General features: G+C 63.3%; 15 protein-coding genes and 1 pseudogene. 13 read left to right on the top strand and 3 right to left on the bottom strand.

Annotated features, from left to right (window positions below; genetic code table 11):
* Positions 1 to 5 precede the first annotated feature (5 nt).
* Positions 6 to 386, top strand: coding sequence for a hypothetical protein (locus tag HOP03_10965; protein NOT88693.1), 381 nt, complete (start codon positions 6 to 8; stop codon positions 384 to 386).
* 155 nt (positions 387 to 541) lie between these two features.
* On the opposite strand, the gene HOP03_10970 is transcribed toward HOP03_10965, so the two are convergent.
* A complete protein-coding gene (locus HOP03_10970; GenBank protein ID NOT88694.1) occupies positions 542 to 895 on the bottom strand; it encodes a helix-turn-helix domain-containing protein in 354 nt (117 codons plus the stop codon).
* A gap of 75 nt (positions 896 to 970) precedes the next feature.
* Here HOP03_10970 and HOP03_10975 point away from each other — a divergent pair.
* Positions 971 to 1,465: pseudogene (locus tag HOP03_10975) on the top strand (transposase).
* Positions 1,466 to 1,609: 144 nt separating this feature from the next.
* On the opposite strand, the gene HOP03_10980 reads toward HOP03_10975, so the two are convergent.
* Positions 1,610 to 2,824: a PQQ-dependent sugar dehydrogenase gene (locus HOP03_10980; protein NOT88695.1), complete on the bottom strand. Its 1,215-nt coding sequence runs from the start codon at positions 2,822 to 2,824 to the stop codon at positions 1,610 to 1,612.
* Positions 2,825 to 3,147: 323 nt separating this feature from the next.
* Between HOP03_10980 and HOP03_10985 the strand changes: the two genes are divergently transcribed.
* The 8 genes from HOP03_10985 (at position 3,148) to HOP03_11020 (ending at position 9,965) form a co-directional block, all read left to right on the top strand.
* A complete protein-coding gene (locus HOP03_10985) occupies positions 3,148 to 3,819 on the top strand; it encodes a tellurite resistance TerB family protein (protein ID NOT88696.1) in 672 nt (223 codons plus the stop codon).
* Between the two features lie 158 nt (positions 3,820 to 3,977).
* Complete coding sequence (locus tag HOP03_10990; GenBank protein NOT88697.1) at positions 3,978 to 4,745, top strand: heme ABC transporter permease; 768 nt, start codon at positions 3,978 to 3,980, stop codon at positions 4,743 to 4,745.
* Entirely contained in the window at positions 4,742 to 4,915 is a 174-nt protein-coding gene (ccmD, locus tag HOP03_10995) for a heme exporter protein CcmD (GenBank protein NOT88698.1), read from the top strand. The genes HOP03_10990 and ccmD overlap by 4 nt, the downstream gene beginning before the upstream one ends.
* Positions 4,912 to 5,427, top strand: a complete 516-nt coding sequence (gene ccmE / locus HOP03_11000) for a cytochrome c maturation protein CcmE (protein NOT88699.1) — start codon at positions 4,912 to 4,914, stop codon at positions 5,425 to 5,427. Before ccmD ends, ccmE begins: the two co-directional genes overlap by 4 nt.
* Before the next feature lie 323 nt (positions 5,428 to 5,750).
* Positions 5,751 to 7,739 carry a heme lyase CcmF/NrfE family subunit gene (locus HOP03_11005; protein NOT88700.1) on the top strand — a complete coding sequence of 663 codons (1,989 nt, stop codon included), beginning with the start codon at positions 5,751 to 5,753 and terminating at the stop codon, positions 7,737 to 7,739.
* A complete protein-coding gene (locus HOP03_11010; GenBank protein NOT88701.1) occupies positions 7,736 to 8,284 on the top strand; it encodes a DsbE family thiol:disulfide interchange protein in 549 nt (182 codons plus the stop codon). Before HOP03_11005 ends, HOP03_11010 begins: the two co-directional genes overlap by 4 nt.
* On the top strand, positions 8,281 to 8,715 hold the full coding sequence (locus tag HOP03_11015) for a cytochrome c-type biogenesis protein CcmH (GenBank protein ID NOT88702.1): 435 nt from the start codon (positions 8,281 to 8,283) through the stop codon (positions 8,713 to 8,715). Before HOP03_11010 ends, HOP03_11015 begins: the two co-directional genes overlap by 4 nt.
* Positions 8,712 to 9,965, top strand: a complete 1,254-nt coding sequence (locus tag HOP03_11020; GenBank protein ID NOT88703.1) for a tetratricopeptide repeat protein — start codon at positions 8,712 to 8,714, stop codon at positions 9,963 to 9,965. The genes HOP03_11015 and HOP03_11020 overlap by 4 nt, the downstream gene beginning before the upstream one ends.
* Before the next feature lie 173 nt (positions 9,966 to 10,138).
* Here HOP03_11020 and HOP03_11025 read toward each other — a convergent pair whose 3' ends face one another.
* A complete protein-coding gene (locus tag HOP03_11025; protein ID NOT88704.1) occupies positions 10,139 to 11,437 on the bottom strand; it encodes an NAD(P)-binding domain-containing protein in 1,299 nt (432 codons plus the stop codon).
* A 184-nt stretch (positions 11,438 to 11,621) separates the two neighbouring features.
* On the opposite strand from HOP03_11025, the gene HOP03_11030 reads away from it, so the two are divergent.
* The 3 genes from HOP03_11030 to HOP03_11040 are packed head-to-tail and all read left to right on the top strand — an operon-like array spanning position 11,622 to position 16,862.
* Complete coding sequence (locus HOP03_11030; protein NOT88705.1) at positions 11,622 to 12,575, top strand: hypothetical protein; 954 nt, start codon at positions 11,622 to 11,624, stop codon at positions 12,573 to 12,575.
* A gap of 6 nt (positions 12,576 to 12,581) precedes the next feature.
* Positions 12,582 to 14,354: a cytochrome C gene (locus HOP03_11035; protein ID NOT88706.1), complete on the top strand. Its 1,773-nt coding sequence runs from the start codon at positions 12,582 to 12,584 to the stop codon at positions 14,352 to 14,354.
* 6 nt (positions 14,355 to 14,360) lie between these two features.
* Positions 14,361 to 16,862, top strand: coding sequence for a cytochrome C (locus HOP03_11040; GenBank protein ID NOT88707.1), 2,502 nt, complete (start codon positions 14,361 to 14,363; stop codon positions 16,860 to 16,862).
* Positions 16,863 to 16,868: the final 6 nt, after the last annotated feature.

Here is a 16,868-nt window from a genome sequence, read left to right on the forward strand (position 1 = left end):
TAGATATGAATGAAATTTCTAAAAATATGCGCACGATGTTAGTGCAAACTCTTGTCTTGATTTCATCCGAAGAAGAACAGGTGAAGTATCAGCATGAAGTTTCTCATGTCGATGTGTCAGCCGAATTGTTCAATCAATGGGATGACAGCTTTTTTCCGGACGACGTAAATTTCCGTGAAGCCTTTAGCAATGAAGAGATTGTTGCTCTTGGTTTATTTAATGCGGTATTAAGTGAAGTTGCCGAAGAAACTCCACATAATCTTCCTGCCTTGGATGATTTTGTTAAAACACAATGCTGGCGAAGGCTGTCCCGGGCAGCCCATGAGGCTTTGGTCGTATTGAACCGGCCAAACAGTGGACAAACAATGGCGCTAAATAGGCCGTAAGGTGCAATCCGTACGGCCGTACGGCGGGTTAAAACCTAAAGGCCTGTAACTCGTACAACGGCGCGCCGGGGCGCGCCCTAACATTCTCTCGTAGGGTGCGCCCTGGCGCACCGAATGAGCGAACGACGAGCCCCGCCACGCGCGGGGCTTGTGCGTTATGGGCGTTGCGCGAGCACCGACTCGATGACTTGCATGACGAACTGTTGTCGTGCGCGTGGGAGCTGCGCGATGCGCTCCATCTGTTGTTGCAGCTTCGGCGTGGGGCCGCGCTTGCTGCTCTTGGCTGGCTCGCCCACAAGTTCTTCGATGCTGATGCCGAGCCGTCGCGCGATCGCAGCGAGGAGCGACACCGGCACGCGACGCCGACCCGTCTCGTAGGAGTTGATGGTCTGCTGGGTGACGCCGATGAAGGCCTGTAACCCGTACAAGCGGCGTGCTTGAGCACGCCCTAAACTTCCCAGGATTTTGTTATAGGGTGCGCCCTGGCGCACCTTCGGGGAGCGCGGCATGTGTTGCGGGGAATGCCGACGCTGTGTTCGGGGTTTTCCGATGTTGTGGGCTTCGTGGCGTTGGCATGCTGGGGGATGCCTCGTTATCGCCGCGAACACGTGCCGGGCGGCACGTTCTTCTTTACCGTGAATCTGCTGGAACGCCGGCGGCGTCTGCTGGTGGATCATGTCGATGATCTGCGCGCATCGTTCCGGGCTGCGCGACATGCGCAGCCTTTCGATGTGATCGCGATCGTGATTCTGCCGGATCACCTGCATTGCCTGTGGCGGTTGCCGGACGGCGACGGCGACAATGCGGGACGCTGGGCGCGGATCAAATCCGGTTTTTGTCGATGCCTTCCGCCGGTCGAATATCGCTCCGCCGTGCGCATCGCGCGACGCGAGCGTGGGGTGTGGCAACGTCGTTATTGGGAACGTCCTGTGCGTGACGAGACCGATCTTCGCCATCACGCCGACTACATTCACATCAATCCGGTGAAGCACGGGCATGCGGTTGCTGTGCGTGACTGGCCGTATTCTTCGTTCCACCGTTTTGTCCGGCTGGGCTGGTTGCCGCCGGATTGGGCAGGCGAACGGTCCGTGATGCCTGCTTCGATCGGGACCGATGGCGAGCAGATGCCAGCGCATGTAACAGATCGCAAACACCACGAGCCTCGCTGATGCGGGGCTTGTGTGTTGTGGACGTCGTGCTTATCCGCCCTGCTGCTGCACGGCCTACAACGGCTTCGGCGTCAGTTTCAACAATCGTCCACCCGCGCCATCTTCGAGCAGCCAGATCGCGCCGTCGGGGCCCTGTTCCACCTCGCGGATGCGTTTGCCCATCGGGTAGCGTTCGGCTTCGCGCGCGGTGGTGCCGTCGAACTGGATGCGCACCAATGCCTGCGAGGCGAGGCCGCCGATGAAGCCGTGGCCCCTGAAGTAGGGGAACAGGTTGCCGGAGTAGATGATGAAGCCGGCGGGCGCGATGACCGGGGTCCACCAGGTTTCGGGGGCGTTGAAGTCGGGGCGCGTCGGGTGGTCGGGAATCGGCGAGCCATCGTAGTTGTCGCCGTTGGAGACGATCGGCCAGCCGTAGTTGTTGCCGCGTTCGATCAGATTGAGTTCGTCGCCGCCGGCGGGGCCCATTTCGTGGGTCCAGAGTCGTCCGGCGCCATCGAAGGCGATACCCAGCAGGTTGCGGTGGCCCAGCGACCACACCTGTGCGGCCACGCCGCCTTGATTCGCGAACGGGTTGTCTGCGGGCACGCTGCCGTCGTCGTTGAGGCGGATGAGTTTGCCCAGATTGCCGCCCATGTCCTGTGCTGGCGAGCCCTGCTGGCGTTCGCCTGAGGTGATCCAGAGTTTGCCGTCGGCGCCGAAGGCGATGCGGTGGCTGTAATGCCCTTGGCCGCCGACTTTGGGCGATTGCCGCCACAGCACCTGCGAGGTGCCGAGACTGCCGCCGCCGTTCGCATCGAGCGAGAGCTGCGCGCGTGCGACGACAGCGCCATAGGTGCTGTTGCTGCCGGCTTCGGCATAGCTGTAATAGACGTAGCGGTTGTTGGCGTACTGCGGATGCAGCACGACTTCGCCGAAGCCGCCTTGTCCGCCATAGGCCACGGCGGGCACGCCGGTGATGGTGCCGGTGGTTTTCGTCACCGTATTGAACAGCCGCAGTTGCCCGGGTTTCTCGGTGACCAGCAGGCGGCCGTCGGGCAGGAAGGTCATCGCCCAGGGTTCGTTGAAGGTCCCGAACGAGGTGCTGACGAACGGCGGGCTGGGCAGTTGCGTGGTGCGCTGCGGGCCGCCGGTGATTCTGGGTTTGACGGCGGCTTCGGCAGCAGTAGGTGCAGGCGTCGGCGATTGCCTGCGAGAGGCCGCGGTCTCGCGTTCTTTGCGGGAGGTCAGCTGGACGCCATCGCTGCCGATCGTGCCGCTGCACGCGGTCATCAGCAGGAGAGTGCAGGTCAATGCGATGGCGCGCGGCGCGATACGGCGTGGGGCCGGGAAAGACGTGGGCATGGGGGCGTGCCTCGATGTCGGATGACGTGGTGTTGTAACGGATAGCGGGTGACGCTGCCGTGACCGTTTCAACAGGTTGGAAGCGACCGGGCGGAAGCTGCTGGGAGTGTCGCAGGCATCTTGCGCCGGATGCGCACGACTTGCCTGAATATGGCGACCGGGATGGTGGCGAGCATGACTTCCGGATGGTTGAAGCGGGTGCGATGGGTCCACACTTCATCGAATTCGACCCCACTCCCGGAGCATCGCGCATGAAGACCCAAGGCTTTCTCGATCAACTGCTGAAAACCGCGCAACAGAGCGTGGGCGACCTCACCGGAGGCAAGGGCGTGGGCGGCGATTTCGGCAAGGGCGCACTGGCGGGCGGCGCACTCGGGCTGCTGCTGGGCAACCGCAGGGTGCGGAAGATGGGCGGCAAGGTCGCGATGTATGGCGGCCTCGCAGCGGTCGGTGCGCTGGCCTACAAAGCCTATGGCGATTGGAAACAGCAGCAGGCCGGCGCCGGAGCGGCGACCGCATCCGCTGCGCCGCAGACCTTCGATGCGCTGCCGCCCGCAGAGATCGAATCGCACAGTCAGGCGATTCTCAAGGCCCTGATCGCCGCAGCCAAGGCCGATGGCCATGTCGATGATCGCGAGCGTCAGGTGATCGAAGGCGAATTCAGCCGCCTCGACGCCGCGCCGGAAGTGCGCCAATGGCTGCAGGCCGAACTTCAGAAGCCGCTGGACCCGGCCGAAGTGGCGCGTGCCGCGACCACTCCGGAAATGGCCTCCGAGATGTATCTGGCCAGCCTGCTCGCGGTGGACGAACAGAACTTCATGGAGCGTGCCTATCTCGACGAACTGGCGCGGCAGCTCAAACTGGACGAAGGTCTCAAAACGCGTCTTGAGCAGCAGATGAAGGAGGCCGGCGACGCGGTGTGACGGGCCTGCGCCGACAGGATCGTGTGGCGATGTGTCGGGTTGTCGAGAAAGGGGAGGGCGGCAGATTAAGGCGCCTTAATGTTCTTCAGGCGCGGGGCCGCCAGAATGCCCCCTCCATTCCCCCGTGGAGCGCCCGGCGACGGGTGTGCCGTTGACCCATGAACCCCCTCGTCCGCTGGTTCCACCAACTCGGTTCGCCGCCGTACTTCGACCGCTTCGCGGCGCGCTGGGCGCCGTGGTGCTTCGGCCTGGGCGTGCTGGTCATGCTCTGGGGCGGCTGGCAGGGCTTGTTCGTCGTTCCCGCCGATTACCAGCAGGGCGACAGCTTCCGCATCCTCTACATCCATGTGCCCTCGGCATGGATGAGCATGTTCATCTTCGCGCTGATGGCGTTCTATGCGGCCATCGCGCTGATCTGGCGGATCAAGCTGTGCGAGATCCTGGCCATGGCCTGCGCGCCGATCGGTGCGGCCTTCACCGTGATCACCCTGGCCACCGGCTCGATCTGGGGCAAGCCGATGTGGGGCACGTGGTGGGAATGGGACCCGCGGCTGACCAGCGAGCTGATCCTGCTGTTCCTGTATCTGGGCGTGATCGGTCTGTACCAGGCGATCGACGACCGCCGCAACGCCGCGCGCGCCGCCGGTCTGCTGGCGATCGTCGGGGTCGCGCTGCTGCCGGTGATCCGCTACTCGGTGACCTGGTGGAACTCGCTGCACCAGGGCCAGACCATCCGCATGTTCGGCGAGTCGAGCATGGATGCCAGCATGATTCCGCCGCTGGTGGCGATCGTGCTGGGGACCAAGCTGTGGTTCGTCGGTTCGCTGCTGCTGCGGGCGCGCGCGGACAATCTGGAACGCGAAGCGGGCAAGGACTGGGTGCGGCAGCGTGCGGGGATCGACACCGCAGCGGAGCGTGGGCCATGACCTATCTGGGCTATGTCGTCGCGGCCTACGCGATCTTCGCGGTGGTGCTGCTGTGGGACCTGGTCGCACCGCTGCTGCGCATCCGCCGTATCCTGCGCAACGTCTCTCTGCGTGCGAGGCGCGCATCCGCGCAACAAGACGCGCCCATTCCCACGGAGCTGCAACGATGAACCCCACCCGTAAACGCCGCCTCGTGCTGGTGCTGTTGCTGCTGGCTGCGGCCGTCGCCGCGACCGCGCTGGTGACGCTGGCGCTGCAGCGCAATGTCGCCTATCTGTACACGCCCAGCGAAATCCTCGCCGACGAAGCGGGCGCGAAGGTCAAGACCGGCGACGCGGTGTTCCGCCTCGGCGGCATGGTGGCGGCCAATTCGCTCCAGCGCGCCGAAGGCTCGATGGAAGCGCGGTTCAAAGTGACCGATGGCGACGGCGAACTGGAAGTGCGCTACACCGGGATTCTTCCGGATCTGTTCCGCGAGAAGCAGGCGGTGGTGGCGACCGGTCGGATGGACGGGCAGATCTTCATCGCCGAGCAGGTGCTGGCCAAGCACGACGAGACCTACGTGCCGAAGGAAGTGGCCGACAAGATGGGTTTGGCGCACAAGAAGCACAACGTACCCGAGGCGACGGGCGCCGCTGCAGCGGGAACACCCGCCGCGACAGCGCCGATGCCGGAGCGCTGAGCGCGCATGCGCCTCCATGAATGCGATTCATTCGCACCGACGGGATCAAGATCGGCGCTCGATCGCCGACCGGACATCGAAAGATTCCGATTGCGTCAAGGATTTGTGCGCCCTGTCACGCAAATCGATTCCGGACACGGTCATCTTGCCCAGTCGCCAGAAGCGCATCGGTTTCTGCGAACGGAAGACAACTCGATGCAGCCTCATCCGATGAGGTCGGATGAGGTCATGGCGACGGGGCGCCATGGCGCGACATTCTCGGTGCGGAGCACCTTGAGACACGGCTCGAACCATCCTTTGAATCCATCACCCGGAGCGAATGCATGATCCCAGAGCTTGGCCAAATCGTACTGATCCTGGCGTTGCTCGTCGCGATCGTGCAGGCAGTGGTGCCGCTGATCGGCGCCCATCAGAAAAACCCGCTGCTGATGGCGGTCGCGAAGCCTGCCGTTTATGCGCAGGCTTTTTTCGTCGCAATCGCATTCGGGATACTCGTCTATCTCATGCTGGTCCACGATTTCTCCGTGATGTACGTCGCGCAGAATTCGAACCTGCGCCTGCCCTGGTATTACAGCGTGTCCGGTGTCTGGGGCGCGCACGAAGGCTCGCTGCTGCTGTGGGTGCTGATCCTCAATCTGTGGACGGTGTGCGTGGCGGTGTTGGGAAAGCATCTGCCGCCGGTATTCCTGTCGCGGGTGCTCGCCATCCTGGGGTGGGTGAGCGTCGGCTTCCTGCTGTTCACCACGCTGACATCGAATCCGTTCGCGCGTTTGCTGCCGGCGGTGATGGACGGCAAGGATCTGAATCCGCTGTTGCAGGATTTCGGACTGATCATCCATCCGCCGATGCTGTACACCGGCTACGTCGGGTTCTCGGTTGCGTTCGCCTTCGCCATCGCTGCGCTGCTCGGCGGTGAGGTGGACCGGCAATGGGTGCGCTGGTCGCGGCCGTGGACGAATGTCGCCTGGGCCTCGCTGACGCTCGGCATCGCGATGGGCAGCTGGTGGGCGTACTACGAGCTCGGCTGGGGCGGTTGGTGGTTCTGGGATCCGGTCGAAAACGCATCGTTCATGCCGTGGCTCGCGGGGACGGCGTTGATCCACTCGCAGGCGGTCACCGAGAAACGCGGCGGTTTCCGGGCATGGACGCAGTTGCTGGCGATCTTCACCTTCTCCTTCAGTCTGCTCGGCACGTTCCTGGTGCGTTCCGGCGTGTTGACGTCGGTGCACGCGTTCGCGAGCGATCCCGAACGCGGCATGTTCATCCTGATGTTCCTCGGCGTCGTCGTCGGCGGCTCGCTGCTGCTGTATTCGATCCGTGCCCCGAAAGTCGCCGGGGGACTGGCGTTCAGCACCACATCGCGCGAGTCGATCCTGCTGGCGAACAATCTCGTATTCGTCTGCGCGGCAGGCATGGTGCTGCTCGGAACCCTGTATCCGCTGATCGCCGACGTGCTCGGCCTGGGCAAGATCTCGGTCGGCCCGCCGTATTTCGGCACGATGTTCCTGTGGATGATGGTGCCGATCGCGATCATGCTGCCGTTCGGGCCGCTGTTGCGCTGGGGGTCGGACGATCTGCGCATCGCGATGCGGCGGCTTGTGCCGGCGCTCGCGTCGGCGCTCGTGGCCGTGCCGGTCGCCTGGCTCGTCTTCGACAACCATTCGTGGAAAGCGCTGATGGGCGTGGCGGCCTGCGTCTGGGTGGCGATGGGCGTGATCCGTTTTGTCACCCTCCGCGTGCGCGAACGTCCGCCGGGCCAACGTTTCAATCGCGAACAGGCCGGTATGGTCATCGCCCATCTCGGCGTCGCGATGTTCTTTGCCGGTGTGCTGATCACCGAAGGCACCAGCGTCGAAAAAGATCTGCGGATGGCGCAGGGCGAGACCGTGAACGTGGGCGGCTACGCATTCAGCTTCGGCGAGATCACGCGGGTCGAAGGGCCGAACTACATCGCCGACGAAGGCCAGATCCGGGTGGTCCGCGACGGCAAGGAAGTCGGGATCCTGCGTCCGCAGAAGCGCCAGTATTCGGAAGGCTCGAACGTGCAGACCGAAGCGGCGATCCAACCCGGGTTCTACCGCGATGTCTATGTCGCACTCGGCGAACCGCTGGGCGGCATCGATGGCGCGTGGTCCGTGCGCGTCTACCTGAAGTCTTTCATCCGCTGGGTCTGGGGCGGTGCGATCCTGATGATGCTGGGTGGATTGGTCGTCGCCACCGATCCGCGCTTCCGCAGGTCCGCCGTCAATGCCAGCGCTGCGAAATCCAATGCGGACGACGTGATTCCTGCTTCTGCGGAGGCGGTTGCATGAATTCGCGGATACTGCCCTTCGCCGGATTCCTCGCGCTGTTCGCGCTGCTCGGTGCCGGACTCGTGTACGTGCGCGACCACAACACCAGCGAAGTGCCGTCGCCGCTGGTGGGCAAGCCGGCGCCCGCGTTTTCGCTGCCGGTGCTCAATGACCCCGAGCGGATCGTCGACAGCCGCTCGTTTCTCGGCAAGCCCTACCTGCTGCACGTGTTCGCCAGCTGGTGCTATGTCTGCCGCGAGGAAAACGCGGTGCTGATGACCGAAGGCAGGCAGATGGGCGTGCCGTTGATCGGCTTCGACTACAAGGACGAACCCAGCGATGCGACCAGCTGGCTGAAACAGTTCGGCGATCCCTACGACGTGGTGCTCGCCGACCTGGAAGGCGACGTCGCGATCGATCTCGGCGTGTATGGCGCCCCCGAACTCTTCCTGATCGATGCGAAGGGCGTGATCCGATACAAGCATATCGGCGCGCTGACCTCCGAAGTCGTGCGGACCAAGCTGATGCCGATCATCAAAACCATGGAACAGGAGTCGTCGAAATGATCGCCAGACTGTTCGCTGGACTGTTGCTGGTGCTGCTCGCGTTCGCCGCACAGGCGATCGATCCGATCCAGTTCAAGGATGCCGCGGAAGAGGCCAGATTCCAGGGGCTCGCCAAGGAACTGCGCTGCCTGGTGTGCCAGAACGAAAGCCTGGCCGATTCCACCGCCGGTCTCGCCCAGGACCTGCGCCGCGATCTGATCGAACAGATGCGCAGCGGTGCCGACGACAAACAGATCAAGGCCTACCTGACCGACCGCTACGGCGATTTCATTCTCTACAAGCCACCGGTCAAGCCGACGACATGGTTGCTGTGGTTCGGGCCCGCCGCGATGTTCGCGGTCGCTCTTTTCGTGCTGATCCGTATCGTCCGCCGCAACGGCCCCGTTGCCGGCGACGATGCGACCGATATCGCTTCCGGAGATTGGGAATGACCGTTTTTTATCTTGTCAGCGCGATGCTGGCGCTGCTGCTGTTGATGTTCCTGCTGTTGCCGTTGTGGCGCCGGAAGACGGGCGCCGCGCATCCGGGCCAAGACCCGCGTCGAAAAGCGCTGCAGGATGCGTTCGATGCAGGCGTGCTGACCCGTGAGGAGTTCGATGCCAAGCTCGCGGCATTGCCCGAGGACGCGCCGGCGGACACCGCCGCGAATCCGCAGACGACCCGCACGGTGAAGATCGTCATGGTGTCGATCGCGATTCTGCTGCCGTTGGGCGTGTTCGGCCTGTACCGCGCCGTCGGCACACCGGATGCGTTGTCGCAGGCCGGATCGGCCGCTTCGACCGCGGCGATGCCTGCTGCAGCGGCGGGGGGTGCCAAGACATCGATGGACATGGATGCGGCGATCGGCAGCCTGCGCGCCAAACTCGAGAAGAATCCGGGCGATGCCGATGGCTGGCTGCTGCTCGGTCGCGCCTATCAGTCCGTCGGACGCAACGATGAAGGCGGCAAAGCGTTCCAGAAAGCCTACGAACTCGCCCCGGATCGTCCGGCGATCGAGATCGCGTATGCGGAATCCCTCGCCCTGACCAGCACGACCCGCCGGATCGAAGGCAAGCCGCTGCAGATGATCCACCATGCGATGAAGGCCGACCCCGAAAACCAGGACGGCCTGTGGCTGATCGGCATGAGCGATTACCAGAATGGACGCTACGCCGAGGCGATCGTGTCCTGGGAAAAGATCCGCAAACAGCTGGGCCCCGATTCGGATGTGCTCGAATCGGTCAACAACATGATCGGCGATGCCAAAGCGCATCTGCGCGGCGAACCGACGGCGGGCACTGCGATGGCAGGCGCGCTGGGTGGTACCGCCGCAGCCGCAGCCACTGCCGGCGGCGGCCCGCGCCTGCAGGTGCGGGTGGCGTTGGCGAAAAAGCGCGAAGGGCAGGCATCGCCGGGCGACACCGTCTTCGTGTTCGCCAAAGCGGCCGGTGGCCCGCCGACGCCGCTCGCGATCCGCCGTCTCCAGGCGTCCGATCTGCCGACGACGATCGAACTGACCGACGCGGATGCCATGGTGCCGGAGATGCGTTTGTCCAAGTTCAAACGCATTACGGTGACCGCGCGCATTTCCAAAAGCGGCGACGCATCGCCGAAGCCCGGCGATCTGCAGTCCGCGGCGATCGAGGCGGATACGGGGCAGAGCGGGCCGATCGAAATCTCGATCGACCAGGTCGTGCCCTGAACCCGGCGTAGCGCTTTCGCCCCGGCAGACAGTTGAAGCACGCGCTGCGTGCACGTTTTCCATGTCGCGGGCCCGAATGCATCCGGACACGCTCACGACGAAACGATCGCAGGCGCGCGCGTCGCCGCAGCCGTCCTCAAGGCTGCGCCAGCGGGTTGTCCATCCACAACCCGCTAGAGCTTCTCGCCGAATTTCGTCTCGAAACGGATCCCGATGTTCTTCAGCAGATCGGTCGGCAGCACGCCGCCGATCGAGACGATGACCGCGTCGTTGGCGATGTCCTGCAGTTCTCCGTGAACCGACAGGATGACGTTTTCCGGGTGGATCTCGATGATTTCAGACGAGAAGACGACGTCCACCTTGCCGGTCTGGCGCAGGCGTTCAAGCCGGTCGCGGTTCTTGACCTTGACGCGGTTGAGCGCTTCGCCGCGATAGCTGAGGTGGACGCTTCTCGCGTAATCCGAGCACGCGACCGCAGCTTCCACGGCGCTGTCGCCGCCACCGACGACCAGGACCTTCTGGCCGGTGAAGCGCTCGGGGTCCGCGAGGCGATAAGCGACTTTCGGCAGTTCCTCGCCCGGCACCTGCAGCATCCGCGGGCTGCCGCGCCGCCCGATCGCCAACAGTACGGCGCGGGTGTGATAGCGCTTCGTCGCGCTGTGGACCACGAAGGTATCGCCTTCGCGTTCGATCCCTTCCATCTGCTCGGAATAGTTGATCTTGAGCTGGGTCTTGACGACCACGTTCTGCCAGAATTCCAGCAGTTTCTCCTTGCTCACTTCCGTGAACCGCATCTTGCCGATCATCGCCAGATTGACCGGCGCGGTCATCGCCACCTTGTTGCGCGGATAGTGGAAAATCGAGCCGCCCAGCGAGTGTTCCTGTTCCAGGATCACGTATTTGAGCTTTTTTTCGATCGCGCTGAGCCCTGCGGAAATGCCGGCGGGACCCGAGCCGACGATCACCACGTCGTATTCCGCACGGCCGGCCTTGATTTTCTCGATCGCATCCATCGCCTGGCGGCCCTGCTCGGCGGCTTTGCGGATGAGGCCCATGCCGCCCAGTTCGCCAGCGATGAAAACGCCGGGCACATTCGATTCGAAGTTCGGCTGCACGTCGGGGATATCGACGCCGCGACGCTCGGTGCCGAACACCAGCGTGATGCCATCGACAGGACAGGAGGCGTGACAGGCGCCATGGCCGATGCAGGCGCTGGGATTGGTGAGGACCGCCTTGCCGGCGATGATGCCGATCGCGCCCTCGGGGCAAGCGCGAACGCACGAACCGGAACCGATGCAGCGCTCGGTGTCGATCACCGGATGCAGCGATGGCGGCTCGGTCAGGCCCGATGCGATGGACTCGCCCAGCACCTTGGCGTGCTCGGTTTCGACATGGTGACGACGGCGGAAATAGTAGACAACGGCGATCAGCACGGGTACGACATAGAGCAGGTAAACGAAATTGGTAGTCATTATCAAATAGTGCTCTCGCGGGCAGTTCGCTTACGGTGAGGATGCTTTGTCCGCTATGCGGTTTCGTTTCGCAATAAAAAAGCGTGAGTTAAAAAGCGCCATCGCTTATTGTGAACGCGCTCACGCGAATGAACCGTGATGTCGTCGCATAATCGAAACCACGAAGATCGTCTCATGGAGATGCATGTCGAGTCCTGAATCCAGTTTGCGTTCCACGGCCGAGCCGCAACCGGTCCGCGAACAGCTGCGCGATGCCGCGAAAGCAATCGCCGTGGACGCGACGCCCGCAAGGCATGCGAATGCGAATCGTTCTTCCAAGGAGGGCGCGGGAACCTCGCTCCATCGCATCATTCCCTGGCTGCTGTTCATCATTCTTGCCGCTGCGATCTACCTGGTCGCGCGTTCAGGCCTGTACAAGCCGGGCGATGATGTCGGCTACAACCTCGGCCTTGCCGGTGGCTTGATGATGCTGGCGCTGCTCGGCTACCCGCTGCGCAAGCGCCTGGGCTGGTTGTCGTCCGCGGGTCGCGTCAGCAAATGGTTTTCGCTGCACATGGTGTTGGGCGTTGCGGGTCCGACATTGATCCTGCTGCATTGCACGCTGCAATGGCGGTCGACCAATGCGGCGATCGCGTTCTGGTGCATGGTCGTGGTCGCCAGCAGTGGATTCCTCGGTCGCTATCTTTACCGTCACCTCCATCAAGGCCTCTACGGTCGGCAGCTGACGTTGTCGGAAGTGCGCACCGAAGCCGCGACGAAATTGGGAAAAACGAAGGAACGCCTGCGTGTCGAAGGCGCCGAGGATGTGCGCGCCGCGCTGGAAACGTTCATGCGCAAATCCGTCGTGGTCGAAAGCCATGGCTGGAAACGTCCGCTGGCGCTCGCATCGCTCGGGTTCAGTGCCCGCCGCGCGCAGTCGCGACTGGTCGCGAATGGCCGGGACCCGAGGGCAGGACAACCGTATGCGTCGCAGGAGGCGATCGATATCGCAGCCGACTGCATCCGGGCCGTGCAACGGTCGGCGCAGTTCCTGCCCTACGAACGCCTGTTCTCGCTCTGGCATGTGCTGCATGTGCCCTTGGTGTTGCTGCTGGTCCTCAGCGTGATCGCGCACATCATCGCAGTCCACATGTACTGAATCCGGATGCTTTTTTTTCGAAAAATCGTCCTGCTGTTCGCGATGCTCTGCGCAGCGTCGGCGTGCCTGCTGTCCTCGCAGGCGAGGGGCACCGATATCGAGACCGTGCTGATGCCGGGTCAGGTCATCCGTGGGCACGCGAAAACGGAATCGACCTGCGCGGCGTGCCATCGATCGTTCGACAAGGAAGCGCAGCCCGCGCTGTGCATGGCCTGCCACAAGGATGTCGCTGCCGACATCCGTGCCAAGCGCGGTTTCCATGGACGCGGCGCCGCGAAGGCGTGCCGCACCTGCCATACCGACCACAAAGGCAGGAATGCGCAGATCGCCAGCTTCGACAAGAAAACGTTCCGGCACAACCTGACCGATTACGAATTGCTGGGCGCGCACAAGACGGTGACCTGCGACAGTTGCCATCCGCCTGCAGCGAAGTACCGCGACGCGCCTTCCACCTGCATCGGCTGTCATAAGGACGACGATACGCACAAAGGGACCCTGGGCCGGGATTGCGCGAAATGCCACGGCCCCGTCGACTGGAAGAAGAGCAGTTTCGATCACAACAAGACCGATTTCGCATTGCGAGGCAAGCACGCCGTCGCCAAGTGCGCCGCATGCCATACGCGCCCGCCGGCCGAACTCAAGCTGGGCACTGAATGCATCGCGTGCCATCGCAAGGACGACTCGCACAAGGGGTCGATGGGCACCGCATGCGCCAATTGCCATACCGAGAACGCATGGAAGGAGACGAAGTTCGATCACAGCAAGACCCGGTTCCCGCTGTTGGGTCGACATGCGTTGACCGAATGTTCGGGCTGTCATCGCCAGGCCAATGTCTTCCGTGGCGCGCCGACCGAATGCGTGGCCTGCCACAAGGCGAAGGATGTCCATGCCGGTACCCTGGGCACCGACTGCAAGGACTGCCACCAACCGCGCGCATGGAAGCCTTCGCAGGGTTTCGATCATGCCAAGACCCGCTTCCCGCTGTTCGGCAAGCATCGTGATGCCGCATGCCTCGGCTGCCACAAAGGGCCGAAGCTGTTCCGCGGTATCGCCAGCGCCTGCAACGATTGCCACAAGAAAGACGATCCGCACAAGGGGCGCAATGGCGCGGAATGCCAGTCGTGCCACAACGCGGCATCATGGAAGCAGATCAGTTTCGATCACGCGAAAGCGACGCGTTTCCCGCTGCTCGGCGGTCATCGCCCGCTGACTTGCAAGAGTTGCCACAAGAACGATGCGCATCGCGAGAAACTGGACATGCAATGCGTGTCCTGTCATGCCGAGAAGGATCCGCATCAAGGAAAACTCGGTCGTGACTGCGCGCGCTGCCATGTCGCGGACAGCTGGACCAAGGTGGTCGTCGACCACAATCGCACCGCATTCCCGCTGCTGGGCCGGCATCAGGTGACCGAGTGCAAGGGTTGCCACACCGACAAGTTGTATCAAGGCGCACCGAAGGCATGCGTTGCTTGTCACGTCAAGAATGATTCGCATTCCGGAAAGCTCGGACAGAAGTGCGAGACGTGCCATAACGCACGCAGTTGGTCGCTATGGGAGTTCGATCATGCGAAACAGACTCATTTCCCGCTGATAGGTGCGCATGAAAGTTTGAAGTGCGATAATTGTCACAAGACGGCGCGCAAAGACGATATAGCTTTGCCACTAGCTTGCGGAAGCTGCCACAGCGGGGACGACATCCATAACGGTGCGTTCGGCAACCGATGCGAAAGATGCCACTCCAGCACCTCGTTCAAAGACATCCTGCCCAACTCACGCTGAGACCGCATGCACATGCCGAAATTACCGATCATCGTGCACCACTCGATACGCCGCGCATGGCTCGCCTGTGCGCTGCTGTTGATGTCGTTCGCTTTCACGATGCCGGTGGCCAGTGCGGCGCAAATCCAGTCGCCAGCCAATTTCGATCACGCAAGGACAGGTTTTCCGCTCACCGGCGCGCATCGCAATGCGAGATGCGAAAGCTGCCACGATCGCGGCATCCTGCAAGGAACACCGAAGGACTGCGTGAGTTGCCACGGCACCGCCAGCCGTCTGCCGGATGCGAGCCGATTGCCTGCCGCACATATTCCGGTCACCGGAGGCTGCGAATCCTGCCATCGCACCAGCGCGTGGGTGCCCGCAACGTTCAACCACGCGTCTGTCGAAGGGCAGCGGTGCGGAAGCTGTCACAATGGCATGGTCGCGACAGGCAAGACCTCGGATCATATGCAGACGGTCCAGATCTGCAGTGCGTGTCACCGTACAACGGCCTGGCTGCCCGCGAAGTTCGATCACAATGGTGTCGCTGCAGGCAGCTGCTCGACCTGCCACAACGGCAGCAAAGCGACCGGCAAGCCCTCGAACCACGTGGCGACGACAGAATCCTGCGATGCCTGCCATCGCACGACGGCGTGGCTCCCGGCGACGTTCAAGCACAGCGGTGTCGCAGCGGGCAGCTGTTCGACCTGCCACAACGGCAGCAAGTCGACCGGCAAGCCCTCGAACCACATCCCGACGACGCAGTCCTGCGACGCCTGCCACAAGACCACCGCGTGGTTGCCGGCAACGTTCAACCACAGCGGCGTGGCCGCCGGCAGTTGTTCGACCTGCCACAACGGCAGCAAGGCGACGGGCAAGCCATCGAACCATGTGGCGACGACGCAGTCCTGCGATGCGTGCCATCGCACCACCGCGTGGTTGCCGGCAACGTTCAACCACAGCGGCGTGACCGCCGGCAGCTGCGCGACCTGCCACAACGGCAGCAAGGCGACAGGCAAGCCGTCGAACCACTTGCCGACGACGCAGTCCTGCGATGCCTGTCATAAGACGACGGCATGGACGCCTGCCACGTTCAATCACAGCAATGTGACGGCGGGCAGCTGCGCGACCTGCCACAACGGCTCGACCGCGACCGGCAAACCGTCGAACCATGTGCCGACGACGCAGTCCTGCGATGCCTGTCATCGCACGACCGCATGGACGCCTGCCACGTTCAACCACAGCGGCGTCACCGCCGGCAGCTGTTCGACCTGCCACAACGGCTCGACCGCGACCGGCAAGCCCTCGAACCATCTGCCGACGACGCAGTCCTGCGACGTGTGCCACCGCACGACCGCATGGTTGCCCGCCACGTTCAACCACAGCGGCGTGACTGCCGGTAGTTGCTCGACGTGTCACAACGGCACGACCGCGACCGGCAAGCCGTCGAACCACATCCCGACGACGCAGTCCTGCGACGCCTGCCATCGCACCACGGCCTGGTTGCCGGCGACGTTCAACCACAGCGGCGTTGCGGCGGGCAGCTGCGCGACGTGCCACAACGGTTCGGCCGCGACCGGCAAGCCGTCCAACCATGTGCCGACGACGCAGTCCTGCGACGTGTGCCACCGCACGACCGCGTGGTTGCCGGCGACGTTCAACCACAGCGGCGTCACCGCCGGCAGCTGCGCGACCTGTCACAACGGCACGACCGCGACCGGCAAACCGTCGAACCACATCCCGACGACGCAGTCCTGCGACGCCTGCCATCGCACCACCGCATGGTTGCCGGCGACGTTCAATCACAGCGGCGTTGCGGCGGGCAGCTGCGCGACCTGCCACAACGGCTCGGCCGCGACCGGCAAGCCCTCGAACCATCTGCCGACGACGCAGTCCTGCGACGCCTGCCACCGCACCACCGCGTGGTTGCCGGCGACGTTCAATCACAGCAACGTGACGGCGGGCAGCTGCGCGACCTGTCACAACGGCACGACCGCGACCGGCAAGCCCTCGAACCATCTGCCGACGACGCAGTCCTGCGATGCCTGTCACCGCACGACCGCATGGCTGCCGGCGACCTTCAGTCACAGCAACGTGACGGCGGGCAGCTGCGCGACCTGCCACAACGGCACGTCGGCAACGGGCAAACCGTCGAACCACTTCGTGACGACCAAGTCCTGCGATGCCTGTCACCGCACGACCGCATGGGAGCCGGTAACGGCCTACTCGCATGTGTCTGCGGGTTACCGCCAGCACCAGGCCGGCATGTCCTGCTCGTCCTGCCATACGACGAACAATGAGGTCATCACTTGGAAGTTCGCTGCGTATCGTCCGAATTGCGCGGGTTGCCATGCCAATGAATACGAGCCGGGCGAACACAAGAAGGTGAGCACTCCGAAGATCCTGTACACGGTGCAGGAGCTGCAGGATTGCTCGGGTGCCTGCCACGAGTACACGGATGCGACCTTCTCCACGATCAAGAAGACAAGAACCGGGCAGCATCGCGCCACAGACGGCAGCTTCGACTGATTTTTT

The organism is Lysobacter sp., from assembly GCA_013141175.1.
GTDB lineage: Bacteria > Pseudomonadota > Gammaproteobacteria > Xanthomonadales > Xanthomonadaceae > Lysobacter_I.